General features: G+C 67.6%; 27 protein-coding genes. 14 read left to right on the top strand and 13 right to left on the bottom strand.

The window, feature by feature from the left end; translation table 11 throughout:
- Window positions 1-37: 37 nt before the first annotated feature.
- Genes I5803_RS22385 through I5803_RS06015 form a run of 4 tightly spaced genes read right to left on the bottom strand, consistent with a single transcriptional unit; the run spans window position 38 to window position 4,590 of the window.
- On the bottom strand, window positions 38-1,183 hold the full coding sequence (locus I5803_RS22385) for a GGDEF domain-containing protein (protein WP_196985476.1): 1,146 nt from the start codon (window positions 1,181-1,183) through the stop codon (window positions 38-40).
- Window positions 1,180-2,043, bottom strand: a complete 864-nt coding sequence (locus tag I5803_RS06005) for a lytic transglycosylase domain-containing protein (RefSeq protein ID WP_196985477.1) — start codon at window positions 2,041-2,043, stop codon at window positions 1,180-1,182. The genes I5803_RS22385 and I5803_RS06005 overlap by 4 nt, the downstream gene beginning before the upstream one ends.
- The gene (locus I5803_RS06010) at window positions 2,040-2,600 is read right to left on the bottom strand and encodes a GNAT family N-acetyltransferase (RefSeq protein WP_196985478.1); all 561 of its coding nucleotides are present in this window, start codon (window positions 2,598-2,600) and stop codon (window positions 2,040-2,042) included. The genes I5803_RS06005 and I5803_RS06010 overlap by 4 nt, the downstream gene beginning before the upstream one ends.
- 22 nt (window positions 2,601-2,622) lie before the next feature.
- Entirely contained in the window at window positions 2,623-4,590 is a 1,968-nt protein-coding gene (locus I5803_RS06015; protein ID WP_196985479.1) for a DNA topoisomerase IV subunit B, read from the bottom strand.
- Between the two features lie 107 nt (window positions 4,591-4,697).
- Here I5803_RS06015 and I5803_RS06020 point away from each other — a divergent pair, with 107 nt between their 5' ends.
- From I5803_RS06020 to I5803_RS06045, 7 genes are read left to right on the top strand one after another with little or no spacing between them, the layout of a single operon-like run.
- Window positions 4,698-5,921, top strand: coding sequence for an MFS transporter (locus I5803_RS06020; RefSeq protein ID WP_196985480.1), 1,224 nt, complete (start codon window positions 4,698-4,700; stop codon window positions 5,919-5,921).
- Entirely contained in the window at window positions 5,918-6,049 is a 132-nt protein-coding gene (locus I5803_RS22210; protein ID WP_255553365.1) for a hypothetical protein, read from the top strand. The genes I5803_RS06020 and I5803_RS22210 overlap by 4 nt, the downstream gene beginning before the upstream one ends.
- Window position 6,050: 1 nt before the next feature.
- Window positions 6,051-6,863, top strand: coding sequence for an SDR family oxidoreductase (locus I5803_RS06025; RefSeq protein ID WP_196985481.1), 813 nt, complete (start codon window positions 6,051-6,053; stop codon window positions 6,861-6,863).
- Window positions 6,860-7,408, top strand: coding sequence for a class I SAM-dependent methyltransferase (locus tag I5803_RS06030; RefSeq protein WP_435520844.1), 549 nt, complete (start codon window positions 6,860-6,862; stop codon window positions 7,406-7,408). Before I5803_RS06025 ends, I5803_RS06030 begins: the two co-directional genes overlap by 4 nt.
- Window positions 7,409-7,466: 58 nt before the next feature.
- A complete protein-coding gene (gene dapA / locus I5803_RS06035) occupies window positions 7,467-8,354 on the top strand; it encodes a 4-hydroxy-tetrahydrodipicolinate synthase (protein ID WP_196985482.1) in 888 nt (295 codons plus the stop codon).
- 32 nt (window positions 8,355-8,386) lie between these two features.
- The gene (gene bamC / locus I5803_RS06040; protein WP_196988653.1) at window positions 8,387-9,466 is read left to right on the top strand and encodes an NlpB/DapX family lipoprotein; all 1,080 of its coding nucleotides are present in this window, start codon (window positions 8,387-8,389) and stop codon (window positions 9,464-9,466) included.
- On the top strand, window positions 9,467-10,243 hold the full coding sequence (locus tag I5803_RS06045) for an MBL fold metallo-hydrolase (RefSeq protein WP_196985483.1): 777 nt from the start codon (window positions 9,467-9,469) through the stop codon (window positions 10,241-10,243).
- 94 nt (window positions 10,244-10,337) lie between these two features.
- Here the strand turns inward: I5803_RS06045 and I5803_RS06050 are convergent, their stop codons facing one another.
- The 3 genes from I5803_RS06050 to I5803_RS06060 form a co-directional block, all read right to left on the bottom strand.
- Complete coding sequence (locus I5803_RS06050) at window positions 10,338-10,616, bottom strand: hypothetical protein (protein WP_196985484.1); 279 nt, start codon at window positions 10,614-10,616, stop codon at window positions 10,338-10,340.
- A gap of 189 nt (window positions 10,617-10,805) precedes the next feature.
- The gene (locus I5803_RS06055; protein WP_196985485.1) at window positions 10,806-11,312 is read right to left on the bottom strand and encodes a hypothetical protein; all 507 of its coding nucleotides are present in this window, start codon (window positions 11,310-11,312) and stop codon (window positions 10,806-10,808) included.
- Window positions 11,309-12,433, bottom strand: a complete 1,125-nt coding sequence (locus tag I5803_RS06060; RefSeq protein WP_196985486.1) for a JmjC domain-containing protein — start codon at window positions 12,431-12,433, stop codon at window positions 11,309-11,311. The genes I5803_RS06055 and I5803_RS06060 overlap by 4 nt, the downstream gene beginning before the upstream one ends.
- A 22-nt stretch (window positions 12,434-12,455) precedes the next feature.
- Here I5803_RS06060 and I5803_RS06065 point away from each other — a divergent pair, with 22 nt between their 5' ends.
- Window positions 12,456-12,944: an FKBP-type peptidyl-prolyl cis-trans isomerase gene (locus I5803_RS06065; RefSeq protein ID WP_196985487.1), complete on the top strand. Its 489-nt coding sequence runs from the start codon at window positions 12,456-12,458 to the stop codon at window positions 12,942-12,944.
- Between the two features lie 40 nt (window positions 12,945-12,984).
- Here I5803_RS06065 and I5803_RS22320 read toward each other — a convergent pair whose 3' ends face one another.
- The 4 genes from I5803_RS22320 to coaBC all read right to left on the bottom strand — a co-directional run bounded on the left by I5803_RS22320 (window position 12,985) and on the right by coaBC (window position 15,708).
- Window positions 12,985-13,539, bottom strand: coding sequence for an outer membrane lipoprotein (locus I5803_RS22320; RefSeq protein ID WP_196985488.1), 555 nt, complete (start codon window positions 13,537-13,539; stop codon window positions 12,985-12,987).
- A 35-nt stretch (window positions 13,540-13,574) separates the two neighbouring features.
- Window positions 13,575-13,889 carry a hypothetical protein gene (locus tag I5803_RS06075; RefSeq protein ID WP_196985489.1) on the bottom strand — a complete coding sequence of 105 codons (315 nt, stop codon included), beginning with the start codon at window positions 13,887-13,889 and terminating at the stop codon, window positions 13,575-13,577.
- A gap of 167 nt (window positions 13,890-14,056) precedes the next feature.
- Window positions 14,057-14,503 (bottom strand): dUTP diphosphatase, encoded by a 447-nt coding sequence (gene dut / locus I5803_RS06080; RefSeq protein ID WP_196985490.1) that lies wholly within the window; start codon window positions 14,501-14,503, stop codon window positions 14,057-14,059.
- A complete protein-coding gene (gene coaBC, locus I5803_RS06085; RefSeq protein ID WP_196985491.1) occupies window positions 14,500-15,708 on the bottom strand; it encodes a bifunctional phosphopantothenoylcysteine decarboxylase/phosphopantothenate--cysteine ligase CoaBC in 1,209 nt (402 codons plus the stop codon). Before coaBC ends, dut begins: the two co-directional genes overlap by 4 nt.
- 91 nt (window positions 15,709-15,799) lie before the next feature.
- Here coaBC and pyrG point away from each other — a divergent pair, with 91 nt between their 5' ends.
- The 6 genes from pyrG to I5803_RS06115 are packed head-to-tail and all read left to right on the top strand — an operon-like array spanning window position 15,800 to window position 21,181.
- Window positions 15,800-17,470, top strand: coding sequence for a CTP synthase (gene pyrG, locus I5803_RS06090; protein ID WP_196985492.1), 1,671 nt, complete (start codon window positions 15,800-15,802; stop codon window positions 17,468-17,470).
- Window position 17,471: 1 nt separating this feature from the next.
- Window positions 17,472-18,329 carry a 3-deoxy-8-phosphooctulonate synthase gene (kdsA, locus tag I5803_RS06095; protein ID WP_196985493.1) on the top strand — a complete coding sequence of 286 codons (858 nt, stop codon included), beginning with the start codon at window positions 17,472-17,474 and terminating at the stop codon, window positions 18,327-18,329.
- A 33-nt stretch (window positions 18,330-18,362) separates the two neighbouring features.
- Window positions 18,363-19,646, top strand: coding sequence for a phosphopyruvate hydratase (eno, locus tag I5803_RS06100; protein WP_196985494.1), 1,284 nt, complete (start codon window positions 18,363-18,365; stop codon window positions 19,644-19,646).
- Window positions 19,647-19,655: 9 nt separating this feature from the next.
- Window positions 19,656-19,931 (top strand): septum formation initiator family protein, encoded by a 276-nt coding sequence (locus tag I5803_RS06105; RefSeq protein WP_196985495.1) that lies wholly within the window; start codon window positions 19,656-19,658, stop codon window positions 19,929-19,931.
- Between the two features lie 21 nt (window positions 19,932-19,952).
- Entirely contained in the window at window positions 19,953-20,555 is a 603-nt protein-coding gene (pnuC, locus tag I5803_RS06110) for a nicotinamide riboside transporter PnuC (protein ID WP_196985496.1), read from the top strand.
- Window positions 20,552-21,181: an AAA family ATPase gene (locus I5803_RS06115; RefSeq protein WP_196985497.1), complete on the top strand. Its 630-nt coding sequence runs from the start codon at window positions 20,552-20,554 to the stop codon at window positions 21,179-21,181. The genes pnuC and I5803_RS06115 overlap by 4 nt, the downstream gene beginning before the upstream one ends.
- Here the strand turns inward: I5803_RS06115 and hslO are convergent, their stop codons facing one another.
- The gene (hslO, locus tag I5803_RS06120; protein WP_196985498.1) at window positions 21,182-22,159 is read right to left on the bottom strand and encodes an Hsp33 family molecular chaperone HslO; all 978 of its coding nucleotides are present in this window, start codon (window positions 22,157-22,159) and stop codon (window positions 21,182-21,184) included.
- Window positions 22,159-22,683 (bottom strand): gamma carbonic anhydrase family protein, encoded by a 525-nt coding sequence (locus tag I5803_RS06125; RefSeq protein WP_196985499.1) that lies wholly within the window; start codon window positions 22,681-22,683, stop codon window positions 22,159-22,161. The genes hslO and I5803_RS06125 overlap by 1 nt, the downstream gene beginning before the upstream one ends.
- Window positions 22,684-22,714 lie beyond the last annotated feature (31 nt).

Genomic DNA, 22,714 nt, shown 5'->3' on the forward strand with positions numbered 1-22,714 from the left:
GTCAGGAAAAGGAAAAGCGGAAAGGGAAAGCGGGGAACTAGTCTTCCAGGTCGCTCGCCGACAGCGAGAGGATGCGCCGCTCCGACGGTTCGGACAAGTGCCCGTCCATGCGGGTCGCCATGCGTTGCAGCAAGGCCTTGGGCGCGGTCTCGTTGACGGGCACGGTGGCCATCACGATGCGGAAATGCAGGAACTCGGTCGGCGCCTCGGGCAGCGGTTCGCGCAGGCCCGCGACGAGGATGCGGCTCGCGATGTTCGCGGCGCCCTCGGGCAGCGACATGCCCTCGGCCAGCACGCCGATGCGCGAGTGCGACAGGCGCGCCGCCACGTCGCCGTCGCGCAAGGTCTCGCGCACGCGCTGGGCGGCGACCGCCAGGGCGGATTCCGCGGTTTCGGGGCCGAACTCGCGTGCCAGCCGGTCGAGGTTTTCCACGTGCACGAGCATCATCACGCTCGGGTGGCCGTAGCGGCGCATGAGGTTGCGCACCCCCGCCACGCGTTCGTAGAAGATCATCGGCATCGCGAGGCCGGTGAGCGGGTCGATAGTGTTGCGCGCGTCGATGCGCACGCGCGTTTCCGCGAAGATCCGATTGCGCCAGGCCGTCCCCAGGAACACGCATACCGCCCACACGCTGAGCAGCGCCGCGAGCGGCAATGGCGGATCGGGCTGCGGGTCGAGGGAGCGCCACCCGAGCCACGCCACCGCGATGGCCAGGGATAGCTGCCCGGCGACAAGCCAGCGCGCCCAGGGCTGGCTTTGCGGCCACGCGCGAAGCATCACGACGGCTGTCACCGCAAACCACGCGGCCACGCCCGCGAGCAGCAGGTGCCACTCGAAAATCGCGCAGGCCAGGGCCAGCACGGGCAGCAGGCCCAGGCTGATGCCGACCAAGCCGCGGCGCGGCGCGCGCAACGCGCCGGCGTGGTTCACGAGTTCGCGCAGCTGCATGCCGTCCACGGCCAGCAGCAGCAGCAAGGCGGCCTCGGCGAGGAATGCATGCCCCCCGACGAGTGTCTGCAGCGCCAGGACGCCGATGGCGACCGTCGCGCCATGGACCAGCAGGGCCCGCTCGCGGTAAGCGTTGGCGATCACCACGCTCAGGCACACGGTCAGCACCTGCATGCCGGCGAACGCGCCCAGCGCGACCAGTTCTTCCGAGTCGGCGGGCAGCTGGGTGATCACTGGAAGTCGGCCTGCCCTGCTGCCGCGACCGGCACGCTGGATGGCGACGGCGCGACCGGCACCGGATAGGCCATGGCGGGGACGCCCGGCGGCGGCAGGTTGCCCCGGCCGACGGCGCCGCCCGCGGGCAGTTCCACATGCACGCGATGGGGCACGCGCCCGTTGCCCACGACCGACGGCGGCTTGAGCATCGTGTACAGCTGCATCACCGTCTTCACGTAGTTCTGCGTTTCGCGGTAGTTCGGGATCTTGTTGCCCGCGCGCTGCACGGCGCCCTCGCCCGCGTTGTACGCGGCGAGCGCGAGCTCCACCTGGCCGGGGAAGAGGTCGAGCAGGTAGCGCAGGTAACGCGTGCCGGCCTTGATGTTGGTGCGCGGATCGTGCAGCTTCTTCTCGACGGGCGACTTCTTGTCCGAAGTCACGCCGTAGCGCTGCGCGGTGGCGGGCATGACCTGCATCAGGCCGACGGCGCCCTTGGGGGAGACCGCGCTGGAGTCGAAGCCCGATTCCGTCGCGATCAAGGCCTTCAGCAGCTCGTAGTCGATGCCCTGGTCGCGCGAGGCCTCGCGCAAGTGGTGCTGCACCTGCTTGAAGCCCTGCGACACCTCGAAGAACGCGATCAGCTTGGGCGCCGCCGTGGGCACCGCGACTTCGCGCGGCGTCTTGAGGCCGCGCGCGGTGTCGAAACTTTCGCCGCCGCGAAAGAAGAGTTCATAACGTTCGTCGACCTTGTCCGCCGCGAAGTGCGCGACGCCCTTCCCGTCCACCCATCCCCACACCTCGGCATGTGCTGCCGGCGCCATCGCCGCCGCGAGCAAGGCTCCCGCGCACCAGAATTTGAGACGCAACGATGCCTTCATGCGCGCAGCTCCAGCCCCAGACCGCGGCGGCCGACGAATTCGGGTTGCAGCATCGACATCACGATCAGCGTTTCATAGCCGCCCTGCACCTTGACGGCATCGCGCAGTTGGCCTTCGACCACGAAGCCTTCGCTATCGTAGAGCGCTTTCGCGCGGGAGTTGCCGGCTTTCACGTCCAGGAAGAGGCGGTGCGCGCCCAGGTCGTCGAACGCGACGCGCTTGGCCACGCGCAGCGCGGCACGGCCGAACCCTGCGCCCTTCGCGCGCACGACCATGCGCTTGAGCTCGAGCGACTGGTTCTGGCTGCGGCACCCGATGAGGATCAGGAAGCCCACGGCCTCGAGGTCCGGGCCGCCTTCGATGATGAAGTGGCGAAAGTCCGGGAAGCGGATGGCGGCCTCGTGCTGGGTCTGCTCCCAGGGCGTGATGTGCGCGAGGTTTTCGGGGTCCTGTTCGAGCGAGACGACGAACTGCAGGTCGCTGCTCATCGTCGGCCGCAGGCGCACGCGCGCCGTGGTGCGGTCGGGGGAGCTGGCGGCGAAGTTGGCGGCGGTCATGTCAGGTTCGTTTTGGGCAAGGTCAGATATCTATGTCCACCGCATCGCCGTGGAGTTCCATCAATTCGCGGCGGGCGGCGGCTTCGCCCTTGCCCATGAGCTTGGTGATGAGGTTCTCGGTGGCCGCGAAATCCATCGCGCCCAGGTGAACGGGAAGCAGGCGGCGGGTGTCCGGGTTCAGCGTGGTGTCCCACAGCTGCTCCGCGCTCATCTCGCCCAGCCCCTTGAACCGGCTGATGCTCCACGCCCCTTCGCGCACCCCTTCCTTGCGCAGTTTGTCCAAGATAGCGGTCAATTCGCCTTCGTCAAGGGCATATGTCTTGGAAGCGGGCTTTTTCCCACGGGCCGGTGCATCCACACGGAAGAGCGGCGGCCGGGCCACATACACATTGCCCGATTCGATGAGCTTGGGAAAGTGGCGGAAGAACAAGGTCAGCAGCAGCACCTGGATGTGCGAGCCATCCACGTCGGCGTCCGACAGGATGCAGATCTTGCCGTAGCGCAGGCCCGAAAGGTCGGGTGTGTCGTCGGGGCCGTGCGGGTCCACGCCGATGGCGACCGCGATGTCGTGGATCTCGGTGTTCGCGAAGAGGCGGTCGCGCTCGACCTCCCAGGTGTTGAGCACCTTGCCGCGCAGCGGCAGGATGGCCTGGCATTCCTTGTCGCGGCCCATCTTGGCGCTGCCGCCGGCGGAGTCGCCCTCGACGAGGAACACCTCGTTGTGGCTCGTGTCCTTGCTCTCGCAATCGGTGAGCTTGCCGGGAAGCACCGCGACGCCCGAGCCCTTGCGCTTTTCCACCTTCTGGCCCGCGCGCTGGCGGCTTTGCGCGGCCTTGATCGCGAGCTCCGCGAGCTTGCGGCCGTATTCCACGTGATGGTTGAGCCACAGCTCCATGGCCGGCCGCACGAAGCTCGACACGAGGCGCACGGCGTCACGCGAGTTCAGCCGTTCCTTGATCTGGCCCTGGAACTGCGGGTCCAGCACCTTGGCGGACAGCACGTAAGAGGCCCGCGCGAACACGTCTTCCGGCAGCAGCTTGACGCCCTTGGGCAGCAGCGAATGCAGGTCGACGAAGCTCTTCACCGCGTTGAACAGGCCGTCGCGCAGGCCCGATTCGTGCGTGCCGCCCGCGCTCGTGGGGATCAGGTTGACGTAGCTTTCGCGCACCGGCTGGCCGTCTTCGGTGAAGGCCACGCACCACTGCGCGCCCTCGCCCTCGGCGAAGTTGTCGTTGTTCTGCGCGAAGCCCTCGCCTTCGAAGAGCGGGATCACCGGGTCGCCGGTGAGCGTCTGCATGAGGTAGTCGCGCAGGCCGCCCTTGTACTGCCAGCTCTGCGTTTCCTTCGTCTTCTCGTTGACGAGGGAGACGGTGACGCCGGGCATCAGCACCGCCTTGCTGCGCAGCAGGTGCGCGAGCTCGTTCATCGGCAACTGGCTGGACTCGAAGTACTTCGCATCGGGCCACGCGCGCACCGTCGTGCCCTGGCGGCGGTCGCCCTCCTGCATCTTGCGCAGTTCCAGCTTCTCGATCACGTCGCCGCCGGAGAAGGCGAGGCGCGCGACCTGGCCTTCGCGGTGCGTGGTGACTTCCAGCCGTTTCGACAGCGCGTTCGTCACGGAGACGCCGACACCGTGCAGGCCGCCCGAGAAGCTGTAGGCGCCGCCCTTGCCCTTGTCGAACTTGCCGCCGGCGTGCAGGCGGGTATAGACGAGCTCGATGACGGGGGCCTTTTCGTCCGGGTGGAGCCCGAAGGGGATGCCGCGGCCGTCGTCCTCGATGCTGATCGAACCGTCCGTGTGCAGCGTCGTCTTGATGCGCTTGCCGTGGCCGGCCAGGGCTTCGTCCGCCGCGTTGTCGATCACTTCCTGGATGACGTGCAGCGGGTTGTCGGTACGCGTGTACATGCCGGGCCGCTGCTTGACGGGCTCGAGGCCCTTGAGCACGCGGATCGAACCTTCGGAATAGTCGGACGGGGGTTTGGTGGCCATGGGAGGGGGATTGTAGTCGGGCGGCGCAGCAACACTGTATGCGCATACAGATCGAGCGAAATGGGACCGCGCCAGCGAAGTATTCGGCCTTTGGATAAAGTCGCCCGATGCAATCGACCGCAGTCCCCCAGAAGCTTTCCATGTCGCAGGTGCTGGTCTGCGGCGCGATGATCGTCACGCTCTCCATGGGCATCCGGCACGGCTTCGGCCTCTGGCTGCAGCCGATCACGCAGGCGCAGGGCTGGGACCGCGGCACCTTCGCGCTGGCCCTCGCCATCCAGAACCTCTCCTGGGGCATCTTCGGCATCTTCGCGGGCATGCTCGCCGACCGGCTCGGCGCGTTCCGGGTGCTGGTGGGTGGCGCGGTGCTCTACGGGCTGGGCCTGGCCGGCATGGCCCTGTCCACGGACAAGCTCACCTTCATGCTGACGACCGGCGTGCTCATCGGGGCGGCGCAGGCCGGCACGACCTACGCGGTGGTCTACGGGATCATCGGGCGCCAGATCGACCCTGCCAAGCGCTCCTGGGCGATGGGCGTCGCGGCGGCGGCAGGCTCCTTCGGCCAGTTCCTGATGGTGCCCGTGGAAGGCTTCCTCATCTCGGGCTTCGGCTGGCAGCAGGCGCTGCTGACGCTCGCGGTGTTCGTGGTGCTGATCGCCCCGCTCGCCTTCGGCTTGCGAGAGCCCGGCTTCAGCGGCGGCGTCGCGCCGGCGCGCGAGCAGTCCATCGGCCAGGCACTGCGCGAAGCCTTCAAGTACCCGAGCTTCCAGCTGCTCATGGCGGGCTACTTCGTCTGCGGCTTCCAGGTCGTGTTCATCGGCGTGCACATGCCCAGCTACCTCAAGGACAAGGGCCTGTCGCCGCAAGTGGCCAGCTACGCGCTGGCGCTGATCGGCCTGTTCAACGTGTTCGGCACCTACATCGCGGGCACGCTCGGCCAGAAGCTGGCGCGCCGCAAGCTCCTCGCCGCGATCTACCTGGGGCGCGCCGTGGCGATCGCCCTCTTCCTGTGGGTCCCGATCTCGCCGCTCACCGTGTACGTGTTCGCCAGCGTGATGGGCCTGCTGTGGCTCTCCACCGTCCCGCCGACGAATGCGACGGTTGCGCAGATCTTCGGCGTGGCCCACCTGTCCATGCTGGGCGGCTTCGTGTTCTTCAGCCACCAGATCGGCTCTTTCCTGGGCGTGTGGCTGGGCGGCTTCCTGTACGACCGCACGGGCAGCTACGACATCGTCTGGTACATCTCCATCGCCCTCGGCGTCTTCGCGGCGCTCATCAACCTGCCGGTGCGCGAAACACCGATCGTGCGCGGTTCGCCGCAGGCGGCATGACGCAGCGGGGCAAGAAGCTGCTGGGTTACGGCGCGGCCATCGCCGTGCTCCTGGCAGTGTTTGCCCTGTACACGCGCCCCCTGATCCTCGTCACACTCGCCGACCAACTCTGGGCGTGCTTCAACTGACATGAAAGTCTTCGTCATCACCGGCGCCTCCGACGGGATCGGCGCCGAAATCGCTCGCCAGCTCGCCGCGAAACACGGGGCGCAGGCGGCGCTGGTCCTCGCGGCACGCAGCGACCCGAAGCTGCGCGCCGTGGCGAAGGACTGCGAATCGCAGGGGGCCCAGACGCTCACCGTGGCCCTGGACATCGCGAGCGAGACGCGTTGCCGCTCGCTCATCGAGCAGGCACTGGACAGGTTCCACCGCATCGACGCGCTGATCAACAACGCGGGCATCTCGGCGCAGGCGCTGTTCTCCGACGTGACGGCTGAAGACCTGCACTGGTACGAAGACCTGATGAAGGTGAACCTGTGGGGCAGCGTGTGGTGCACGCATGCGGCGCTGCCCGCGCTGAAGGAAAGTCGGGGGCACATCGTCGCGGTGTCGTCGCTCGCCGGGCTGGTCGGCGTGCCCGGACGGACGGCGTACAGCGCGACCAAGTTCGCGATGACCGGTTTCTTCGAGGCGCTGCGGGCGGAACTCAAGTCCACCGGCATCAGCGTCACCACCGCGTACCCGGGGGTCGTGGCCACCGCCATTCGCCACCGCGGCTACAACGCGCAGGGACAACCCGCCGGCTCCAGCGGGCTGAAGGAAGACGACGCCATGCCGGTCGAGGAATGCGCGCGCCTGATCATCGACGGCATGAACGGCCGCAAGCGCGAGGTCGTGATGACGGGCAAGGGCAAGCTGGGACGCTTCGTCAAGCTGGTCGCGCCCGGCCTGGTCGAGAACATGGCCCTGGCGGCCCTCAAAGACGAGGTCAAACCGCATTGACCGCCGCGCTGCACGGCACGCAAGCCGCATCCGATTGGGTCAAGCGCTGGGCGCATCTCGTGCCCGCGGGCCAGCCGGTGCTCGACGTCGCATGCGGTGCGGGACGGCACATGCGGCATTTCGCGGCCCTGGGCCATCCGGTGACGGGCGTGGACCACTCGCCCGAGGCCATCGCGGTGGCCGGCGCCGCCGGTGAAGCGGTTCTGGCCGACATCGAAAACGGCCCCTGGCCCTTCGCGGGGCGCAGCTTCGGCGGCGTGGTCGTCACCCATTACCTCTGGCGTCCACTGATGCCCACCCTCCTGGAAAGCGTCGCGCCCGGCGGCGCGCTGATCTACGAAACCTTCGCGGCGGGCAACGGGACCGTCGGCAAACCGTCCCGCCCCGACTTCCTGCTGCGGCCGGGTGAATTGCTCGACGCCTGCGCCGCGCTGCGCGTGGTGGGCTACGAAGACGGCTTCCTGGACACGCCTCCCCGGTTCATCCAGCGCATCGCCGCCGTCCGGCCCGCGCCGGGTGAACCAATGGCCCGTCACCGGCTCTAGTTAGAATCCCCCTTTGCCGAGCGTATTTCCGCAAGCGCATATTTCAAATACACCGGACATGACACCGATTACTGGCAGCATCGTGGCGCTGGTCACCCCGATGCACGACGACGGCAGCGTCGACTACCCGGCCCTGCGCAAGCTGATCGACTGGCACATCGCCGAAGGCACGGACTGCATCGGCGTCGTGGGCACCACCGGCGAATCGCCGACCGTCAACGTCGAAGAGCACCAGGAGATCATCCGCGTCTCCGTGGAGCAGGCGGCCAGGCGCGTGCCGATCATGGCCGGCTGCGGCGCCAACTCCACCGCCGAAGCGATCGAGCTCGCGAAGTTCGCGAAGAAGGTCGGCGCGGATTGCCAGCTGCAGGTCGTGCCCTACTACAACAAGCCCACGCAGGAAGGGCAATACCAGCACTTCAAGGCGATCGCCGAGGCCGTGGGCGACCTCCCCATCGTCCTGTACAACGTTCCCGGCCGCACCGTGGCCGATCTGCTGCACGACACCGTGCTGCGCCTCGCGCAGGTGCCCGGCATCGTCGGCATCAAGGAAGCGACCGGCAACATCGAGCGTGCGCAGTGGCTGATCCGCGACGTGCCCAAGGGCTTCGCGGTGTACTCCGGCGACGACCCGACCGCCGTGGCGCTGATGCTGTGCGGCGGCCAGGGCAACGTGAGCGTGACGGCCAACATTGCGCCGCGCCTCATGCACGAACTCTGCGTGGCCGCGATCGCCGGGAACGCGCGCGCCGCGATGGAAATCCAGCGCAAGCTGATGCCGGTGCACCGCCACCTCTTCGTGGAATCGAACCCGATCCCGCTGAAATGGGCGATGGCGCGCATGGGCCTCATCCAGGGCGCGATGCGCCTGCCGATGACGCCGCTGTCGGCCTCCAACGAACCCGTGGTCGAAGCGGCGCTGCGCGCCGCCGGCCTGCTGGCCTGACCCAAATCGATACTTACCCTCGAGGGGATGACGTGAACCTATCCGGAAAATTCGGGCTGCTGGCCCTGTGTGCCGCGCTCTCGGCCTGCTCGGTCTTCCAGAGCGAGAAGATCGACTACAAGAGCGCCGGCAAGGCGGGCTCGCTGGAGGTGCCGCCCGACCTGACGCAGCTCTCTCGCGATTCGCGCTACAACATCCCCGGCGGCGCGGTGACGGCCAGCGGCTTCGCCGTCGGCCAGGCCGCCCCGAGCCTGCCCACCGCGGCCTCGACGCTCGGCGACGTGCGCATCGAGCGCGTGGGCAACACCCGCTTCCTCGTGGTCAACCGCCCGGCCGACCAGCTGTGGAACCCGATCCGCGAGTTCTGGCAGGAAAGCGGCTTCCTTCTCGCGCTCGACGAATCGAACCTCGGCATCATGGAAACCGACTGGGCCGAGAACCGCGCGAAGATCCCGCAGGACTTCATCCGCAACACGCTCGGCAAGCTGTTCGACTCGCTCTATTCCACCTCCGAGCGCGACCGCTTCCGCACGCGGCTGGAGCGTACCGCCAACGGCGGCACCGAGATCTACCTGAGCCACCGCGGCATGATCGAGGTGTACAACAACAACCAGAAGGACCAGACGGTCTGGCAGCCGCGCCCGAACGATCCGGAACTGGAAGCCGAATTCCTGCGCCGCCTGATGATCAAGCTGGGCGTGCCGCAGGAGCAGACGAAGACGCTCGTGGCGAGCGCGCCCGCCAAGCCGACGTCGCGCATCGCGAACGTGGGCGGCACGCCGGTGATCCAGATCGACGACGGCTTCGACCGCGCATGGCGCCGTGTCGGCCTGTCGCTGGACCGCACGGGCTTCACGGTGGAAGACCGCGACCGCGCGCAGGGCACGTACTTCGTACGCTACGTCGCGCCGAGCGCCGACAAGAAGGACAAGGGCTTCCTCGCGAAACTCTTCAGCGGCTCCGACAAGGGCGAGCCGCCGATCAAGTACCGCATCAGCGTGAAGAGCCAGGGGGAGTCCACCACGGTCTCCGTGCTGAACGCCAGCGGCGCGCCGGAAGCTTCGGCCAACGCGCAACGCATCGTGCAAGTCATCGCCGATGACCTCAAGTGAGTGCTGCGCTTCAAGAGCCTAGGTAGCGGCAGCTCCGGCAACGCTACCGTCCTCCAGGGACGCGACGGCACGTCGCTCACGCACGTGCTCGTCGACTGCGGCCTCGGTATCCGCCAGCTGGAAAAGCGGCTGGGCACCGCGGGCATGTTGCCCGACCAGGTCGACGCCATCTTCATCACGCATGAACATGCCGACCACATCGGCTGCGCGCGCCAGTTCGCGCTGCGCGAGCGCATCCCGGTGTGGATGAGCCACGGCACCTACGCCGCCATCGGCGAGCCGGACTTCCAGGGCTTGTTGCGTATCGCCTGCGACGGGCAGGCGATGGAAATCGGCGCGCTGCGCATCACTCCGTTCACCGTGCCGCACGACGCGCGCGAGCCTTTGCAGCTCAGCTGCACCGATGGCGCGACGCGCCTGGGCGTACTCACCGACCTGGGCCACGCGAGCAGCCATGTGCTGCAGCACCTGTCGGGCTGCGGCACCTTGCTGCTGGAGTGCAACCACGATCCGGCGATGCTCGCGGCCTCGAGCTATCCGCCCTTCCTCAAGCGCCGCGTGGGTGGCGCATGGGGCCATCTCGCCAACGAAGCGGCAGCGGAAATCGCGCAGGCGATGCTGCCATTGGGGCTGAAACAGGTGATGGCCGCGCACCTGAGCGAGCAGAACAACCGTCCGGAACTCGCGCGGCGTGCGTTGTCCGCGGCGCTGGGCTGCGGCGACGCGGATGTCCTCGTGGCGGACGGCCCGAGCGGCGGCGCGTGGGTCACCTGTTGAGCAGGCCCGGTGCCGCCGCGTGCTGACGGACGCCTGACCCGCAAAAACAAAAAAGCCGCCCGAGGGCGGCTTTTTTGCGAACCGAACAAATCGATTACTTCTTGCCGGAAGCAGCAGCGGCAGACGTAGCGGCGTCCGTTGCAGCCTTGGCAGCGGCGTCGGCCGAGCTGGAAGCAGCAGCGGCAGCGCCGGAAGCGGCAGCAGCAGCGCCCGAAGCGGCGTCGGCAGCCGGGGCGGCCGGAGCAGGCGCGGGAGCGGGTGCCGGGGCAGCAGCGGGAGCGGGAGCCGGGGCAGGCGCCGGCTCTTCCTTCTTGCCGCAGGCGGCCAGGGCTGCGGCTGCAATCAGGGTCGCCAGGACGAGCGATTTCTTCATTTCAAAGTTTCCTTTTATGGGGACAGAAAAAACAATTTCCGGAAATTGTCAGTGCCGCCGGAATGGCGGCTTTGACCGAGCAACAAGGACTCGAGCTCTTGTTGATCAGCCGCAAATTATATGCCGAATAAATCAAGCCCCTGCTTACCCTGATAGCAGCAGACGCCGCGACGGATGAGCTCAGCGCAACTAGAGGCCGAGGGTGGTCGACGGAAACGAAGGGCTGCTCTTTTGCAGCCACTCCTGCAAATTTTCCCGCAGGAGCACGCGGCGCTCGGGCTCGGAGCCGCTGTAGCCGTTGCTGCGTTCGGGGTCGATGCGCTGCATCACCCAACCCGGGCTCCAGATCGCGCTCGGCAGGTCGAGCGCGTCCGCGGATGCGCAGGCGCGCGCCTCGATGATGTGCGCCCACGTGCGGCGCCAGGTCACGAAGCGCGCGTGCCGGCGGATCACGTCGTCCCAGCTCTTGGCGACAAGCGTGCAGCGCCGGCCCGAGGCCGACCAGGCCTGCAGCGACTCGGCGACGGCGCGCTCGCCTAGCGGCCAGTCCGCGAAGGTCGCGTCGCACAGGATGATCTCGCGCCAGCCTTCGCGCGCCGCGCAGGCGAGCGCGTCGCGCACGAGCTGCTGGAAGTCCTTGCGCCCCTCGAAGCGGCCCGACGGCAGGGCCGCTGCATTTCCATCTTCAGGATTCATGATCGACCTCCGGAGTGGACCCAGCCCGACTCGCGCCACGACGCGAGCAGCGCGAGCGCGCCTTCGCTCGCGCGCGCGAGGTCGGGTTCGGCCAGGTGGCGTTCGTCGGCGAGGCGCCGCATCAGCTGCGCATCGCGCCCCGATGCGAGGTAGCCCTCGCCGTTGATGAACACGTGCTTCGCGTCGTACATCATGCGCGTGCGGCGGTCGAGCGTCACGCGCCGCATGCGTCCGCGCGCCGCCCGCGGTTCGAACCACACGCTCGCCTTCGGCTCGGTCAGGTATTCGCCCAGGGCGCGCGCAGCGGACAGCGGGTCATCGAGCGCCGCACGCAGGGCATCGCGCGCGAAGCCCTGCAGTGCGGACGGGATCTCCCCCGGCGTCGCCGTGGCGTCCTGCGTGCGGTCGGCATAGAGCGTGGCCGGCATGTCCTCGGCCTCATCGGCGATGCGCTGCAGCAGCTCGCGCGCGAGCTCGGCGCGTGTGGGCGCTCGAAAGCCGATGGAGTAGGTCTGGCATTCCCCCTGCGCGACGCCGTCGTGCGCATAGCGCGGCGGCAGGTAGAGCATGTCCCCGGGCTCGAGCACGTACTCCTCCTCGGGCTCGAAGTTCGCGAGGATCTTGAGCGGGGCGCCCTCCTGCAGGGACAGGTCCTTCTGGCGTCCGATGCGCCAGCGGCGCCGCCCCTGCGCCTGCAGCAGGAAGACGTCGTAGCTGTCGAAGTGCGGCCCCACGCCGCCGCCGTCGGACGCCCAGCTGATCATCAGGTCGTCGAGCCGCGCCTGCGGCACGAAGCGGAAACGCGACAGCAATTCGTCGGCGGCATCGAGGTGGAGGTCCACACCTTGCACCAGCATCGTCCAGCCCGCGCGCGACAGCGGCGGCAGGGAGCGCCGCGCGAGCGGCCCGCGCCGCATCGCCCAGCCCTTGGCGGTCTGCGCGATCAGCCGCGACTCCACGTCCTCGCGCGACGCGAGTTCGAACAACGCGGAGCGATCGAGCAGTGGCTGGAAATGCGGCACTGCGCCGCGCACGAGCAGCGGCTTTTTCTGCCAGTGCCGTTTCATGAACTGGCCGGCCGTGAGGCCGCCCAGGAGGGGAAGGGGTTGTGTCGTATCCATGGAGAACTGCGACAATTCTCCTATGGAAATCACACCGCAATGCGTCGTCGCGCTGACATGGACGCTCAAGGACACCTTGGGCGAGGTGCTCGACCAGCTCGATGACCCCGTCGAATTCCTCGTGGGCGGCAGCGACCTCCTGCCGAAAATCGAGGAGGCGTTGCAGGGCCACGGCCCCGGGGCGAAGATCGACCTGCACCTGGAGCCCGAGGAAGCTTTCGGCGATTACGACGAACAGCTCGTCTTCCTCGAGTCGCGCGACATCTTCCCGGACTTGCTGGAAGAAGGCATGACCTTCGAGGGCATGCCGCCCGGCGCAAAGACACAGGCGCCCGCAGACGTCATCTACACGGTGACGGAAATCTATCCGGAGCACGTGGTGCTCGATGGCAACCATCCGCTCGCCGGGATCGCGATCCGGCTCGCGCTGAAAGTCCAGTCGGTTCGCGAAGCGACCGAGGAAGAAATCGGCCGCGGCACGACGGGCACCGCCTTCTTCCAGGTGAAATGAAAAAGGGGCCGCGAGGCCCCTTTTTCCAGCACGCCGGGCATCAGCCCATGTAGATCATGCCGTTTTCGATGCGCACGCGGTCGCCGGCACGCAGGTCGCCGGTGGCGTTCACGTCGTACGTGCGCAGGGCGCCGCTGTCCGTCTGCACGGTCACGCGGTACACGGGGTAGGAGGCGTTGTAGCCGCCGCGGTCGCTGTTGCGCGCGACGTTGTTGCCCACCACCGCACCGGCCGTGGCGCCGAGCACCGTGGCCGCGGCGCGGCCGCTGCCGCCGCCGATGGTGTTGCCCAGCAGGCCGCCCACCACCGCACCGATCACGGTGCCCGCGGCGCTGCGGTTGGGCGAGTAGCTGCCCTGGCCATTGCTGATCAGCGACACGTTGGTCACGCGGCCCCATTCCACGCCGGCGACCGGCTGGACGGGATACTGGCCGTACGGATAGGCGCCGGCCGGATAGGTCTGGTAGACCTCGGTGCGGTTCGCCGACGACACGGGATAGTTGTTCGGGCCGTACGGGTCGGGCGTGCCGCAGGCGGACAGGCCGGCAGCCAGTGCGACGGCACCGGCGATGGAGGCGAGACGGATGTTTTTCATGTGGATCTCCTTGGGGTTCAAGTTATGGTTGAGGATCAGGCGCGCGTGATGGTGCCGTTTTCGATGCGCACGCGGTCGCCGATGCGCAGGTCTCCGGTCGCGGGCAGGTCGAGCGTGCGCCAGCCTGCGGTTTCGGATTGGATGGTGATGCGGTAGGCGCCGGCTACCGGCGACTCGATGCTGGTGATGCGGCCGTACTCCGCGGCTGCCACGGGGACGGTGACCACGGTAGCAGCCGGGGCGGCCACCTGGGGATACGAATTGACGACGACCGGGCGCGAGGTGCAGGCCGAGAGAACCGCGGCCAGCGCGGCGCACGAAGCGATCGTTGCGAGTCGGTAGGAACGCATGGGTTTTCTCCTTGCTTCTGGTTCGTGGCGCAGCGCAGCCGCCGGCCTTGTCGAACCATTAGAGGATCCGCGCGCGATGCCTCGGCGGCAGGCAATGCCGCGCATGGCTGTAGGAAGCACTTCCTACAGTTGTAGGAAGCCGTGGATGAGCCGGGCAGCGGCGCTGCTCAGCCCTTTCCGGTGGAGCCGTATCCGCCCTCCCCGCGCTGCGACGGCGGAAATTCGGCAACCACGTTGAACTCGGCCTGCACCACGGGAACGATGATGAGCTGCGCGAGCCGCTCCATCGGCTGCAGCGTGAACTCGACGTCGCTGCGGTTCCAGGCGCTCACCATGAGCTGCCCCTGGTAGTCGCTGTCGATGAGCCCGACGAGGTTGCCGAGCACGATGCCGTGCTTGTGGCCCAGGCCCGAGCGCGGCAGGATCATCGCGGCGTAGCCCGGGTCCCGGATCCAGATGGAAATGCCGGTCGGCACGAGACGCCACGCATTCGGCTCGAGCGTGAGGGGGCCGTCCATGCAGGCGCGCAGGTCGAGGCCGGCACTGCCGGGCGTCGCATAGGCAGGGAGCTGATCCGTCATCCGCGGATCGAGGATCTTCACGTCGATTTTCATAGTCGGTCGGCGATTTCGGCCACGAGGCGGCGGGCCAGTTCGAGTTTGGAGGCGCGCGGCACTTCCCGTGTGCCCTTCGCGTCCACGAGGAGCAAGGCATTGTCGTCCGCCCCGAACGTGGCCGGGCCGATGTTCCCCACCAGCAGCGGCACGCCCTTGCGCACGCGCTTGGCCTGGGCATTGGATTCGAGGTCGTGGCTTTCGGCCGCGAAGCCCACGCAGAACAGCGCCCCGGACTCCGCGCGCGCGGACTTCGCGAGGGTCGCGAGGATGTCGGGGTTCTCGGTGAATTCGAGCTGCGGCGTCTTGCCGGAGCCGTCTTTCTTGATCTTCTGGTCGCTCGCGCTGGAAGGCCGCCAATCGGCGACGGCCGCGGTCGCGATGAAGATGTCGGCGGATTGCGCCGCGGGCACCGTCGCCTGCAGCATGTCCTGCGCGGACCGCACGTCGATGCGCGTGACGCCACGCGGCGTCGCGAGGCTCACGGGCCCTGCGACCAGCGTCACGTTCGCCCCGGCTTCGCGCGCCGCGCGCGCGATCGCGAATCCCATCTTCCCGCTCGACAGGTTGGTGATGCCGCGCACGGGATCGATCGCCTCGAACGTGGGGCCGGCGGTCACGAGGACGCGTTTGCCGGCGAGCCGCTTGGGCTGGAAGAACGCGACGATGTCCTCCAGCAGTTCCGGCGGCTCCAGCATGCGGCCGTCGCCGGTCTCGCCGCAGGCCTGGAAGCCCGAGCCCACGCCCAGGATGTGCGCGCCGTCGGCAGCGAGTTGCGCCAAGTTGCGCTGCGTGGCCGGATGCGCCCACATCTCGCGGTTCATCGCGGGGGCGAGAAGCAGCGGCACCGTGGCGATGGGCCGCGCGAGGCACATCAGCGAGAGCAGCTCGTCGGAGCGGCCGTGCAAGAGCTTGGCCATGAAGTCCGCGCTGCACGGCGCCACGATGATCGCATCGGCTTCGCGCGAGAGGTTGATGTGCGGCATGTTGTTCGGCTCGCGCGCATCCCACTGCGAGCCGTAGACCGGGCGGCCCGACAGCGCCTGCATCGTGACCGGCGTGATGAACTGCTCCGCCGCCTCGGTCATGACGACCTGCACGGTGGCGCCCTGCTTGATGAGGGCCCGGCACAGCTCGGCCGCCTTGTAGCAGGCGATGCCCCCACTCAAGCCGAGGACGAAGTGCTTGCCTGCGAGGTCGTTCATGGCGGGAATGTAGCAGGTGAGGCGACAGGCACCGGCCCTCCACGTATAATTCCGCTTTACCACCTCCCGGAAGCTCGACTTCCGGCATGACATGACCAAATTCGTCTTCGTCACAGGCGGTGTGGTGAGCTCCCTCGGCAAGGGGATCGCCTCAGCCTCCCTCGCAGCGATTCTTGAATCGCGCGGCCTCAAAGTCACTCTCATCAAGCTGGATCCGTACATCAACGTCGATCCGGGCACCATGTCCCCCTTCCAGCACGGCGAGGTCTTCGTGACCGACGACGGCGCCGAAACGGACCTCGACCTGGGCCACTACGAGCGCTTCGTCACCACCCGCATGGGCAAGGTGAACAACTTCACCACCGGCAAGATCTACCAGTCGGTGCTGGAGAAGGAGCGCCGCGGCGACTACCTCGGCAAGACCGTACAGGTCATCCCGCACATCACCAACGAGATCCAGGAATTCATCAAGCGCGGCGCGCGCTTCGGCGAACCCGGCGCGGCGGATGTCGCGATCGTGGAGATCGGCGGCACGGTGGGCGACATCGAATCCCTGCCCTTCCTCGAAGCCGCGCGGCAGATGAGCCTGCGCATGGGCGCGAACAACACGGCCTTCGTGCACCTCACCTACGTCCCCTGGATTGCCGCCGCCGGCGAGCTCAAGACCAAGCCGACGCAGCACACGGTGCAGAAGCTGCGCGAGATCGGTATCTCCGCCGACGCGCTGCTGTGCCGCGCCGACCGCGCCATCCCCGAGGACGAGCGCGCGAAGATCTCCCTGTTCACCAACGTCGCCGAATGGGGCGTGATCTCCATGTGGGACGTGAACACGATCTACAAGGTCCCGCGCATGCTGCACGAGCAGGGCCTCGACGGCCTCATCTGCGACAAGCTGCGCCTGAACACACCGCCGGCCAACCTCAAGCGCTGGGACGAGCTCGTGTACGAAACCGAGCATCCGCAGGGCGAAGTCACCATCGCCATGGTCGGCAAGTACGTCGACCTGTCGGACAGCTACAAGTCGCTCAACGAAGCGCTGCGCCATGCGGGCATGAAGAACCATGTGCGCGTGAAGATCGACTACCTCGATTCCGAAACCATCACCTCCGAAACCCTGCCCAAGCTCGCCAAGTACGACGCCGTGCTGGTCCCGGGCGGCTTCGGCAAGCGCGGCATCGAAGGCAAGATCGCCGCGGCCCGCTACGCCCGCGAGCACCAGGTGCCCTACCTGGGCATCTGCCTGGGCATGCAGGTCGCCACGATCGAATACGCCCGCGACGTCGCGGGCCTGCAGGACGCCAACAGCACCGAATTCGAACCCGACACGCCCCACCCGGTGATCGCACTGATCACGGAGTGGAAGGACGCCGACGGCACCATCAAGACGCGCGACGCCAACTCCGACCTCGGCGGCACCATGCGCCTGGGCGCGCAGAGCTCCGACGTCGCGCGGGGCACGCTCGCGCACAAGATCTATGGCGACGTGGTGACCGAGCGCCATCGCCACCGCTACGAAGCCAACGTCAATTACCTCAACAAGCTGCGCCAGGCGGGGCTCGTGATCTCCGCGCTCACGCAGCGCGAGCAGCTCACCGAGATCGTCGAGCTGCCCCAGGACGTCCACCCCTGGTTCATGGGCGTGCAGTTCCACCCCGAGTTCAAGTCGACCCCCTGGGACGGCCACCCGCTCTTCAACTCGTTCATCAAGGCGGCGCTGGATCACCAGGCCGCGGGGAACAAGTCGTTGAAGGCGGTGGCCTGACATGAAGCTCTGCCACTTCGACATCGGGCTGGACAAGCCGTTCTTCCTGATCGCCGGCCCCTGCGTCGTCGAGTCCGAGCAGCTTCAGATGGACACCGCCGGCGCCCTCAAGGAAATCACCGCGTCGCTCGGCATCCCCTTCATCTTCAAGAGCAGCTACGACAAGGCCAACCGCACCTCGGGCTCCAGCTTTCGCGGCCCGGGCATGCAGAAGGGCCTGGAGATCCTCGCGAAGGTGAAGAAGGATCTCGGCCTGCCCATCCTCACCGACGTCCACTCGGAAGCCGAGATCGCCGAAGTGTCCAAGGTGGTGGATGTCTTGCAGACGCCCGCCTTCCTGTGCCGCCAGACCGACTTCATCCGCGCCGTCGCCCAATCGGGCCGTCCCGTGAACATCAAGAAGGGCCAGTTCCTCGCGCCGCACGAGATGAAGAACGTGATCGACAAGGCCCGTGCCGCCGCGAAGGAAAAGGGCCTGCCCGAAGACAGCTTCATGGCGTGCGAGCGCGGTGCGAGCTTCGGCTACAACAACCTCGTCTCGGACATGCGCTCGCTCGCGATCATGCGCGAGACCGGCGCGCCGGTCGTCTTCGACGCCACCCATTCCGTGCAATTGCCCGGCGGCCAGGGCACGAGCTCCGGCGGCCAGCGCGAGATGGTGCCGGTGCTCGCGCGCGCGGCCATCGCCGTCGGCGTGGCGGGCGTGTTCATGGAAACGCACCCCGACCCGGCCAAGGCCCTGAGCGACGGCCCCAACGCGGTGCCGCTCAAGCACATGAAGGCGCTGCTCGAAACCCTCGTCGCGCTCGACCGCGTCACCAAGAAAAACGGCTTCCTGGAAAACAGCTTCCAGGCCTGAACGCATCCACAACCTTGAAGAAGAGAACCCTGCATGAGCGCTATCGTTGACATCGTCGGCCGCGAGATCCTGGACTCGCGCGGCAACCCCACCGTCGAATGCGACGTGCTGCTGGAATCGGGCACCATGGGCCGTGCCGCGGTCCCGTCGGGCGCCTCCACCGGCGCACGCGAAGCCATCGAACTGCGCGACGGCGACAAGTCGCGCTACGGCGGCAAGGGCGTGCTCAAGGCCGTCGAGCACATCAACACCGAGATTTCCGAGGCCGTGCTGGGCCTCGACGCCTCCGAGCAGGCGTTCCTCGACAAGACCCTCATCGACCTCGACGGAACCGACTTCAAGAGCCGCCTGGGCGCCAACGCGACCCTCGCCGTCTCCATGGCGGTGGCCCGCGCGGCCGCCGAGGAATCCGGCCTGCCGCTGTACCGCTACTTCGGCGGCATGGGCGGCATGCAGCTGCCCGTGCCGATGATGAACGTCGTCAACGGCGGCGCGCACGCGAACAACAACCTCGACCTGCAGGAGCTCATGATCATCCCCGTGGGCGCGCCGAGCTTTCGCGAAGCGCTGCGCTACGGCGCGGAAGTGTTCCATGCGCTCAAGAAGATCATCGACGGCAAGGGCATGAGCGTGGCCGTGGGCGACGAGGGCGGCTTCGCGCCGAACGTCGAAAACCACGAAGCCGCCATCGGCCTCATCCTGCAGGCCATCGAAGCCGCGGGCTACCGCCCCGGCGAGCAGATCGCGCTCGGCCTGGACTGCGCCGCCAGCGAATTCTTCAAGGACGGCCGCTACCACCTGGAAGCCGAAGGCAAGACGCTGGAGGCCGGCGCCTGGGCCGACATCCTGGGCGAGTGGACGACCAGGTACCCGATCATCAGCATCGAGGACGGCATGGGCGAATCCGACTGGGACGGCTGGAAGCTGCTCACCGACAAGCTGGGCAAGTCGGTGCAGCTCGTGGGCGACGACCTCTTCGTCACCAACACGAAGATCCTGCGCGAAGGCATCGAAAAGCGCATCGCGAACTCGATCCTCATCAAGATCAACCAGATCGGCACGCTGACGGAGACCTTCGCCGCGATCGAGATGGCCAAGCGCGCGGGCTACACCTCGGTGATCAGCCACCGCTCCGGCGAGACGGAAGACAGCACCATCGCCGACATCGCGGTGGGCACCAACGCCGGCCAGATCAAGACGGGCTCGCTCTCGCGCTCGGACCGCATGGCCAAGTACAACCAGCTGCTGCGCATCGAGGAAGACCTCGGCGACGTCGCGTCCTACCCGGGCCGCTCGGCCTTCTACAACCTCAGGTAAGCCGATACCTTGGGCAACCGGCTCATCCCCGCCATCCTCGTCGCGCTGCTCGCCATCGTGCACGCGCAGCTGTGGTTCGGTCGGGGGAGCGTCGGCAATGTCGCGGAGCTGCAGCGCAAGCTGGACGCGCAGCGCTCCGCGAACCTGCAGGCGCAACAGGCCAACGACCGCCTCGCCTCCGAAGTGCGCGACCTGAAGGAAGGCCTGGAGATGGTCGAGGAACGCGCGCGCATGGAACTCGGCATGGTCAAGCCCAACGAAATCTTCGTGAACGTTGGCAAGTGAGCCTTTGCTGCTAGCGGGTCGATGACCGATCTCCTCTTCGTCCCCGCGTTCACGCTGTGGGGCTCGCCCACCACCTGGCTGGAAATCGCGGCCGTCGCGCTGTCGCTCGCCATGGTGTGGTGCAACATCCGCGAAATCCACTGGGGCTGGCCGCTCGCCATCGTCACCTCGCTCATGTACTTCGCGCTGTTCTGGCGCAGCAGGCTGTATGGCGACGCATCGCTGCAGATCTTCTTCGCGGTGGTGGCGCTGTGGGGTTGGTTCCAGTGGCTGCGTGGCCGGCGGGACGACGGCAGCCCGCTGCGCATCGCGCGATTGAGTCCGCGCGGCACCGCCTGGACCGTCGCGGCATGCCTCGTGCTCTGGCCCGTCACCGGCCTCTTCCTCGCGCACTACACCGACACGGACGTACCGTGGTGGGACGCCTTCCCCACAGCGGCCAGCCTCGTGGGCCAGTACCTGCTCGGGCGCAAGTTCATCGAGAACTGGGCGGTGTGGCTTGTCGTCGACGCGGTGAGCGTCGGGCTGTTCCTCTACAAGGGCCTGTGGCTCACGGTCGGGCTCTACGCCGTGTTCATCGCGCTGTGCGTGGTGGGCTGGCGCGAATGGGCGCGCAAGGCATGAGGATCGCCCTGCTCGGCGCGGAAAGCACCGGCAAGACGCAGCTGTCCGGCGAGCTCGCGCTCGCCTTGCGGGCGCAGGACCGCACGGTCGAGGTGGTGGGCGAGGTGTTGCGCGAATGGTGCGCGCGTGAGGGCCGCACGCCGCGGCCGGAAGAGCAATTGCCGATCGCGCAGGAGCAGGAGCGGCGCGTGGACGAGGCGGCTGCGCGCGCGCAGGTCGTCATCAGCGACACCACCGCCGTGATGGTCGCGATCTACAGCGCGATGCTCTTCGAGGACGGCACGCTCTACCGCTTCGCGCTGGAGCGGCTGCGCGGCTACGACGCGACCCTGCTCACCGGCCTGGACATCGCCTGGGTTGCCGACGGCTTGCAGCGCGACGGGCCGCATGTGCGCGAACCGGTCGACGCATTGATCCGCGACGCCCTGAACGCGGCGCGCGTGCCTTACCGGGTGATTTACGGCAGCGGGCCACAGCGAGTGGAGAACGCGCTGGCCGCCATCGACGCGCTGTCGGCCGCGGGGGGCCATCGCGGGCAGCCCTCACGGCCCTGGGTCTGGAACTGCGAGAAGTGCGGCGACCCGGAGTGCGAGCACCGGCTCTTCACCGGGCTCACGGGCCGCTGACTACTGGACGGTCGGACTTACCGGCGGCTGGTCACCGGCCGCGGTGAACAGCTGCGCCGCGTCGACGGCGTCGAAGCGGTACTGCCGGCCGCAGAAATCGCAGGCCACCTCGATCTCCCCGCGTTCCTCGACGATGCCGTCCGCCTCCGCGCGGCCGAGCCCGCGGATCATGTTGCCGACGCGGTCGCGGCTGCAGGTGCACTCGAAGCGCGGCGTACTGGGCTCGAAGCGCAGCACCTTCTCCTCCCAGAACAGCCGCTGCAGGATGGTGTCCACGTCCAGCTCCAGCAATTCCTCGCGCGTCAGGCTGGATGCGAGGATGGAGATGCGGTTGTAGTCCTCGTTCAGGCCGATCTCGTCCTCGTTGGCCTTGCTCACGAGGCTGCCGGCCAGGTTGCCCTCGCCCTGCGTCGGCAGCCGCTGGATGAGAAGACCCGCCGCGACCTTGCCGTCCGCCGCCAGCACGAGCGTGGTGTCGAGCTGCTCGGACTGCAGCATGTAATGCTGCAGCACCTCGCTCAGCTTGCCGATCTTCTCGCCGTGGTCGCCATGCAGGGGCACCACGCCCTGGTAGGGCTGCTGCCCGGGGAACTTGTCCTTGGGGTCGAGCGTGATCGCGCAGCGGCCCTTGTTGTGCACGTTCACCATTTCGGCGAGGCGCGCGTCCACGCCGACGTCCCCGACGACCTTGGCCGTCACGCGCAGGCCGAGGTCATGCTGCACCTCGGCCACCGCGACCTTCACCGGCCCGTCGCCGAAGATCTGCAGCACGAGCGCGCCGTTGAACTTGATGTTCGACTGCATGAGCGCGCCGGCCGCGGCCATCTCGCCGAGCAGTTCGGCGACGGGCGCGGGCCAGGGTCCGGTGGTCGTGTTGGAATCGCGCCGCGCGAGGATTTCCTGCCACGCGTCGGTGAGGCGCACGATGCAGCCCCGAACGGGCAGCCCGTCGAACAAAAACTTGTGCAACTCTGACATCAGCCGATCTTCTTGAAGGATTTCTGGTAGCGCTTCGCGTTGCCCACGTAGTGCTCGGACAGGCGAACGAGCAGCTTGACCTGGTCGTCGGTGAGCGTCTTCACCGCCTTGGCCGGGCTGCCCACGATGAGCGAGTTGTCCGGGAACTCCTTGTTCTCCGTCACCACGCTGCCCGCGCCCACGATGCAGTTGCGGCCGATCCTCGCCTTGTTCAAGACCACCGCCTGGATTCCGATGAGCGAGCCGTCCCCGATCGTGCAGCCGTGCAGCATCACCTGGTGGCCCACCGTCACGTTGTCGCCCAGCGTGAGCGGCACGCCTTCGTCGGCGTGCAGCATGGACTGGTCCTGGATGTTGGTGTTGCGGCCGATGCGGATGGTGTCGGTGTCGCCGCGGATCACGGTGCCGAACCAGACGCTGGCGTTCTCGCCGAGTTCCACGTCGCCGATCACCTCGGCGCTGTCCGCGATCCATGCGCCGGGGCCGAGCCTGGGCGCCTTGCCCTCGAGTTCATAAATCGCCATCGAATGCTTTCAGGAAATGGGTGCAACCTAG

The sequence above is a fragment of the Caenimonas aquaedulcis genome (assembly GCF_015831345.1).
GTDB classification, from domain to species: domain Bacteria; phylum Pseudomonadota; class Gammaproteobacteria; order Burkholderiales; family Burkholderiaceae_C; genus Ramlibacter; species Ramlibacter aquaedulcis.

Bases quoted from the DNA above. Each gene is read 5' to 3' on its own strand.
- dapA (WP_196985482.1), top strand. From the start codon at position 7,467: ATGACACCGATTACTGGCAGCATCGTGGCGCTGGTCACCCCGATGCAC.
- I5803_RS06010 (WP_196985478.1), bottom strand. From the start codon at position 2,600: ATGACCGCCGCCAACTTCGCCGCCAGCTCCCCCGACCGCACCACGGCG.
- pyrG (WP_196985492.1), top strand. From the start codon at position 15,800: ATGACCAAATTCGTCTTCGTCACAGGCGGTGTGGTGAGCTCCCTCGGC.
- eno (WP_196985494.1), top strand. From the start codon at position 18,363: ATGAGCGCTATCGTTGACATCGTCGGCCGCGAGATCCTGGACTCGCGC.
- I5803_RS06115 (WP_196985497.1), top strand. From the start codon at position 20,552: ATGAGGATCGCCCTGCTCGGCGCGGAAAGCACCGGCAAGACGCAGCTG.
- I5803_RS06005 (WP_196985477.1), bottom strand. From the start codon at position 2,043: ATGAAGGCATCGTTGCGTCTCAAATTCTGGTGCGCGGGAGCCTTGCTC.
- I5803_RS06025 (WP_196985481.1), top strand. From the start codon at position 6,051: ATGAAAGTCTTCGTCATCACCGGCGCCTCCGACGGGATCGGCGCCGAA.
- I5803_RS06020 (WP_196985480.1), top strand. From the start codon at position 4,698: ATGCAATCGACCGCAGTCCCCCAGAAGCTTTCCATGTCGCAGGTGCTG.
- pnuC (WP_196985496.1), top strand. From the start codon at position 19,953: ATGACCGATCTCCTCTTCGTCCCCGCGTTCACGCTGTGGGGCTCGCCC.
- I5803_RS22320 (WP_196985488.1), bottom strand. From the start codon at position 13,539: ATGAAAAACATCCGTCTCGCCTCCATCGCCGGTGCCGTCGCACTGGCT.
- I5803_RS06060 (WP_196985486.1), bottom strand. From the start codon at position 12,433: ATGGATACGACACAACCCCTTCCCCTCCTGGGCGGCCTCACGGCCGGC.
- coaBC (WP_196985491.1), bottom strand. From the start codon at position 15,708: ATGAACGACCTCGCAGGCAAGCACTTCGTCCTCGGCTTGAGTGGGGGC.
- I5803_RS06050 (WP_196985484.1), bottom strand. From the start codon at position 10,616: ATGAAGAAATCGCTCGTCCTGGCGACCCTGATTGCAGCCGCAGCCCTG.
- hslO (WP_196985498.1), bottom strand. From the start codon at position 22,159: ATGTCAGAGTTGCACAAGTTTTTGTTCGACGGGCTGCCCGTTCGGGGC.
- dut (WP_196985490.1), bottom strand. From the start codon at position 14,503: ATGAAAATCGACGTGAAGATCCTCGATCCGCGGATGACGGATCAGCTC.
- I5803_RS06015 (WP_196985479.1), bottom strand. From the start codon at position 4,590: ATGGCCACCAAACCCCCGTCCGACTATTCCGAAGGTTCGATCCGCGTG.
- I5803_RS06125 (WP_196985499.1), bottom strand. From the start codon at position 22,683: ATGGCGATTTATGAACTCGAGGGCAAGGCGCCCAGGCTCGGCCCCGGC.
- I5803_RS06055 (WP_196985485.1), bottom strand. From the start codon at position 11,312: ATGAATCCTGAAGATGGAAATGCAGCGGCCCTGCCGTCGGGCCGCTTC.
- I5803_RS06065 (WP_196985487.1), top strand. From the start codon at position 12,456: ATGGAAATCACACCGCAATGCGTCGTCGCGCTGACATGGACGCTCAAG.
- I5803_RS22210 (WP_255553365.1), top strand. From the start codon at position 5,918: ATGACGCAGCGGGGCAAGAAGCTGCTGGGTTACGGCGCGGCCATCGCC.
- I5803_RS06075 (WP_196985489.1), bottom strand. From the start codon at position 13,889: ATGCGTTCCTACCGACTCGCAACGATCGCTTCGTGCGCCGCGCTGGCC.
- kdsA (WP_196985493.1), top strand. From the start codon at position 17,472: ATGAAGCTCTGCCACTTCGACATCGGGCTGGACAAGCCGTTCTTCCTG.